The sequence below is a fragment of the Streptomyces sp. NPDC020362 genome, assembly GCF_040642095.1.
GTDB lineage: Bacteria > Actinomycetota > Actinomycetes > Streptomycetales > Streptomycetaceae > Streptomyces.
Genome location: NZ_JBFAET010000371.1, coordinates 1 through 4,422 on the forward strand (window position 1 = coordinate 1; position 4,422 = coordinate 4,422).

Genomic DNA, 4,422 nt, shown 5'->3' on the forward strand with positions numbered 1-4,422 from the left:
GCCGCCCAAGCGTCATACCTGGGGCTGCCGGGGCCACACCCCGGTGGTGAGAGTCACCGCCCAAGGCACCAAACGTTTCTCCATGGCCGCGCTGATCTGCACCAAAGCCGACCACCGACCACGGCTGATCTACCGCATGCACCTCGACCGAGGCCCCTCCAAGGGCCGTCGCAAGAGCTTCACCGAAACCGACTACGCCCGCCTGCTGGAGGCGGCTCAAGTGTGCCAAGGCTCGATAGTTGTCACTGGTGGAGCTGGATAGGCTGGCAGAAAGATCGGGTCGAAGCAGGCTGGTTGTCACCTGGAAGGCGGGCTACTTGTCACAGACACTCCATCAGCCGCCCTCTTGTCACAAGGCCGGGGCGTGACGCGCGACGACCTCGCCGACATGATTGGCGAGCAGACCGCGGCATGTGGCCCCGCACGCGTGGCCCCGCACGCGACGCCTTGATCGCTGGGGGTGCCTTCCTCCTCTGGGACGGCCTGCTCCCCGCCAACCGGCTTGCACATACCTACCGGGTTCGGTTGCGCCACACCTTGAGGCGTGGCCACACCGTCGAGGGCCCTTACCACCACCGTCGGCATCCTCGAGCAGGTGGGGGAAGAGCTTCTCCGTATCGGCTGCATCGACGAGGTGGACAGGTCCTTGGTGTTCACGCTCTTCCTCAACGCCGCAGCGACAGCAGTGGTGGCCTGCGCCGGAGGGCCTCGGTCCGGCACCCCGCACACGCCGGTCGACGCCCCCGAGTGACATCCGATCATGATCGTGTTACGGGCTCTGAGTTGACCGGCAAATGATTGCGGCCCGCTCAGGCGGCTCGGACACCGGAAACGGAGCAGCACCCTCTCCTCGGTACTGGTCGGGGTATCATCACGGCCTTCTCAAGAGTGCGCGCCGCGCACGTGCCAGGAACCTCGCCGTATCAAGCTCCCGGCGGAGCTTGAGCAGGTAGCCTGCTGCGCTCTTTTGCTGTTCCGCAGCTTCACGCCGTGCGGTTCGGACGGAGGAATAGAGCTGAAGAGTGATCGCGCCGCTGGCCCCGGCAACTGGGGAGAGGTGCACGGCCTGGGCGGCAAGCGCCGCGACCGCTGGAAGTTCCAGGGACTTCAACCCGAACGCGGCACGCACCGGCTGCATCCCCAGTGTCCGCAGGCCGCGTTCGAGTTCGCGGGACGGATGTGCCAGGTTGCCATCGACCATGACCTGCAGCTGCGACTGCGACTGCGACTGCGACTGCGACTGCGACTGCGACTGCGACTGCGACTGCGACTGCAGGATTCCCAGATCCTCGATGCTGTCAAGACCGGCGAATTCCTCGGCCAGCCCTTCGAGATGTGCTCGGAAGGCGTCGAACTCGTCGGACAGCGTGCGGCGCGCTCTGACGATCCTCTCGACAGGCACATGCTCGATCCGGGCTGGCACCATAGCCTGTACGGCTGCACATGCGTACAACATGGCTGCTTGGCCACTCGCTGCGGGTGCGGGCGTGGAACGAGGCCCTTGAAGGAGGGCGGCGCCCAGCTCATCCACCGCCCAGTCACTGGGCAGGGCGAACAATCGCGGATCATGGGTCACAGGGGTCAGGGCATTGGCCTGAGCGATCCGATTGGCCAGCGCACAGGAGTAGACGGCGATCATCCGAGGATGCATCCCGATCCACGGTCCCCTCCGCAACCCCGTCAGATGGTCGATAGGCGTATACATGGCGAGCCCCAGCTCACGCAGATGAGCACCTTGCGATCGCGAGAAGTATTCGTCCTGCCCGGTCATTCCCAGCTGTGAGGCATGGATCCACGCGAATCGCCGCTCGTTTAGGTACCAACGGTTGCCGACGTGGCGTCCCGCCCACGGTGGATTCCGTGAGACGCGGTACCGCTGTCGCAGCGCCTCTCGCTCGTGATCCACGAATGCTAAGAACTCACGCGCGACAGCTGCAGCCCATGGGGCCGGGTCGACATCCAGGAGGAAGTCGAGCTCGTCGCGCAGGGCTGCGGCAGTCGCCGAATCGGCTACTGGGTAGCCCGTCGGCCGCACCCGCGGAACTCGGCTTCGGGTCGGGCATGACCTGCCGGCGACGTCTGCGGGACTGGAGCGAGACTGGGGTCCGGGACCGCCTGCACCAGGTGCTGCTGACCGAGCTGCACCAGGCCGGCGAGCTGGACTGGTCGCGGGTGGTGATCGACGACTCTCACCACCAGGCCCGTCGGGGCGGCCCAAAACGGGTCCGAGCCCGGTCGACCGCACCCGGCCAGGCTCGAAGCACCACGTGATCACCGACGGCCCATGGGACTCCGCTGGCTATCGCATTGACCGTTGGTGTGCATCGCCCTAGTCGATATTGGGAATTCATCCGCCATGAGCGATACGACCAGGGATGACAGCAGCGCACCGGACCATGAGGAATCGACCCGCCGCTACTACGAGGCCAGCGATGTCGACGCCTTCTACGACGCTGTCTGGGGCGGTGAGGACATCCACGTCGGTGTATACGCCCACCCGCAGGAGGCGATCGCCGATGCCTCGCGCCGCACCGTGGAACACGCCGCGGACCGGATCGCGGACCTGCTCGGCCCCGATGCCACCGTGCTCGACCTCGGCTCGGGGTACGGCGGCTCAGCCCGCACGCTCGCCGAGCGCTTCGGCTGCCGGGTGGTGGCCCTCGACCTGAGCGAGGTGCACAACCGGCGCCACCGCGCCGCCAACACCCGACGCGGCCTGGACGGCCTGATCGAGGTCGTCACCGGCTCCCTCAACCATCTCCCCCACGAGGCGGAACGCTTCGACGTGGTCTGGTCCCTGGAAGTCCTGTGCCATGTGACCGACCGGGACCGCGCAGTGGGCGAAGCGGTGCGCGTGCTCAAACCGGGCGGTGCACTGGTCTTCTCGGACATCATGTCGGCCGAGGACACCCCCGCCCAGGCCCTGCGGCCCGCGCTGTCCCGACTCGGCGTGCAGAGCCTGGCAACGCCATCGTTCTACCAGCAGAGCCTGTCCCGCCTCGGCCTGAAGACCGACTTCGAGGACCTCACCGAGCACCTGACCACCCACTACACACGCCTCGACGAGGAGGTACGCCGCCGCACAGCCGAGCTGCGCAGCACCATCAGCCCCGCCTACCTCGACGGCTTGCTGGCCAACCTGCCCCTGTGGACCGACATCACCCGCCGCCGACTGCTGCGCTGGGGCCTCTTCCACGCCCGCCGCGCCACGCCCCCAACCGGCCCCTGACGCAGCGACGGCCAACTGCACCCGCGCCTGCTTCGTCTTGAGCCCGCATGCTGCGCGCGGTCGACGCGCTGCTGGTGGATTGCCCAACCACCCCGAACGCCCCATGCACCCCGCACCCGCACCGCCCGGAAGCAGCGACAACCGGCTGAGGACACAGGACCGGGCCAGCCACGAACGTTGTTGCGAAAGCCAGAACGGGCGGGTGCGCCCCACCCCCGACATCACGCAGCCACGACCAGGCGCCCCTCGCCATAGGGGGACCGGCGCGTCCGCAGGCACCCTTGCTCCGGCCTGAGGGACAGGCCGGAGCCGGTCTCGGACGCCGTTCTACTCGGCTGTCAACCCGCTGCTTGCTGGAGGCCGTTGAGGATCAGGTCCAGCCCGAACTCGAACTCATCGCCGTAGGCGTACCCGGGACGCATGACGTGCGCGGTCGCGATCTCGGTCAGGTACGGGTACTCGCCGTCGCCGAAACCGCTCATGATGGACTCCGCCAGTTCGGCGGTCTCGTCCGGGGTGTCGAACGGCAAGGCCTTCTCCTGCAGGGCGAACCCGTAGATGAAGCTGTCGAGGACCGAGGCGGCGTGGGCGGTCAGGGTGAGGGAGAACCCGCCCTGACGCAGGCAGCCGAGAACAGCGTCGTGGTGACGCAGGGTGGCGGGGCCGGGATTGGACCGTGACTCCATCAGCCCGATCGCCCAGCGGTGGCGGGACAGCACGTGGCGCATGGAGATGGCTCGTTGCCGCATGGCCTGTCGCCAGTCGTCACCCGGCGTGGGCAGGTCGACCTCGTCGAAAACCAGGTCGACCATGCCATCGAGCAGGTCCTCCTTGTTGGCCACGTGGTTGTAGAGGGACATCGCCTCGACTCCGACGGCCTCGCCGAGCTTTCGCATGCTGAGCGTCTCCAGGCCGCCGGTGTCGGCGAGTTCGACGGCGGCACGCAGCACCCGCTGCCGGGTGAGCGTTTCGCGGGTCGGCTGCGGGGTGGTACGTCGGGGCACGGCGACGGTCACTTCCTCTCTCGGTCTCCCAGCGTTGACGAGCTTACGCCGTAAGTGCTCTACTTACGGTGTAAGTACCTGCTTACGCTGTAAGTGCGCATGGAGACGGATCGGAGAGCAGCGACGGTGCGGAACATGAGCGAGCCGGGTGCTACCGCCAGTGGGACCAGGACAATGACGGCCGTCGTA

At 67.3% G+C, this 4,422-nt stretch carries 4 protein-coding genes and 2 pseudogenes; 4 read left to right on the forward strand and 2 right to left on the reverse strand.

Annotation, left to right across the window (positions count from 1 at the left end):
- Together AB0H32_RS47005 and AB0H32_RS47010 are read left to right on the forward strand one after the other, a co-directional pair.
- Positions 1–262 (forward strand): annotated as a pseudogene (locus AB0H32_RS47005) (transposase); the annotation flags it as partial.
- 282 nt (positions 263–544) lie between these two features.
- On the forward strand, positions 545–751 hold the full coding sequence (locus tag AB0H32_RS47010; protein WP_361135477.1) for a hypothetical protein: 207 nt from the start codon (positions 545–547) through the stop codon (positions 749–751).
- A 120-nt stretch (positions 752–871) separates the two neighbouring features.
- Here the strand turns inward: AB0H32_RS47010 and AB0H32_RS47015 are convergent, their stop codons facing one another.
- The gene (locus AB0H32_RS47015) at positions 872–2,035 is read right to left on the reverse strand and encodes a DUF6236 family protein (protein ID WP_361135480.1); all 1,164 of its coding nucleotides are present in this window, start codon (positions 2,033–2,035) and stop codon (positions 872–874) included.
- Between AB0H32_RS47015 and AB0H32_RS47020 the strand changes: the two are divergent.
- Together AB0H32_RS47020 and AB0H32_RS47025 are read left to right on the forward strand one after the other, a co-directional pair.
- Positions 2,035–2,319 (forward strand): annotated as a pseudogene (locus AB0H32_RS47020) (IS5/IS1182 family transposase); the annotation flags it as partial. The gene AB0H32_RS47015 and the pseudogene AB0H32_RS47020 sit on opposite strands and share 1 nt — an antisense overlap.
- 37 nt (positions 2,320–2,356) lie before the next feature.
- On the forward strand, positions 2,357–3,229 hold the full coding sequence (locus tag AB0H32_RS47025) for a class I SAM-dependent methyltransferase (RefSeq protein ID WP_361135483.1): 873 nt from the start codon (positions 2,357–2,359) through the stop codon (positions 3,227–3,229).
- 338 nt (positions 3,230–3,567) lie between these two features.
- On the opposite strand, the gene AB0H32_RS47030 is transcribed toward AB0H32_RS47025, so the two are convergent.
- Positions 3,568–4,233: a TetR/AcrR family transcriptional regulator gene (locus AB0H32_RS47030; protein WP_361135486.1), complete on the reverse strand. Its 666-nt coding sequence runs from the start codon at positions 4,231–4,233 to the stop codon at positions 3,568–3,570.
- Positions 4,234–4,422: the final 189 nt, after the last annotated feature.

Bases quoted from the DNA above. Each gene is read 5' to 3' on its own strand.
- AB0H32_RS47025 (WP_361135483.1), top strand. From the start codon at position 2,357: ATGAGCGATACGACCAGGGATGACAGCAGCGCACCGGACCATGAGGAA.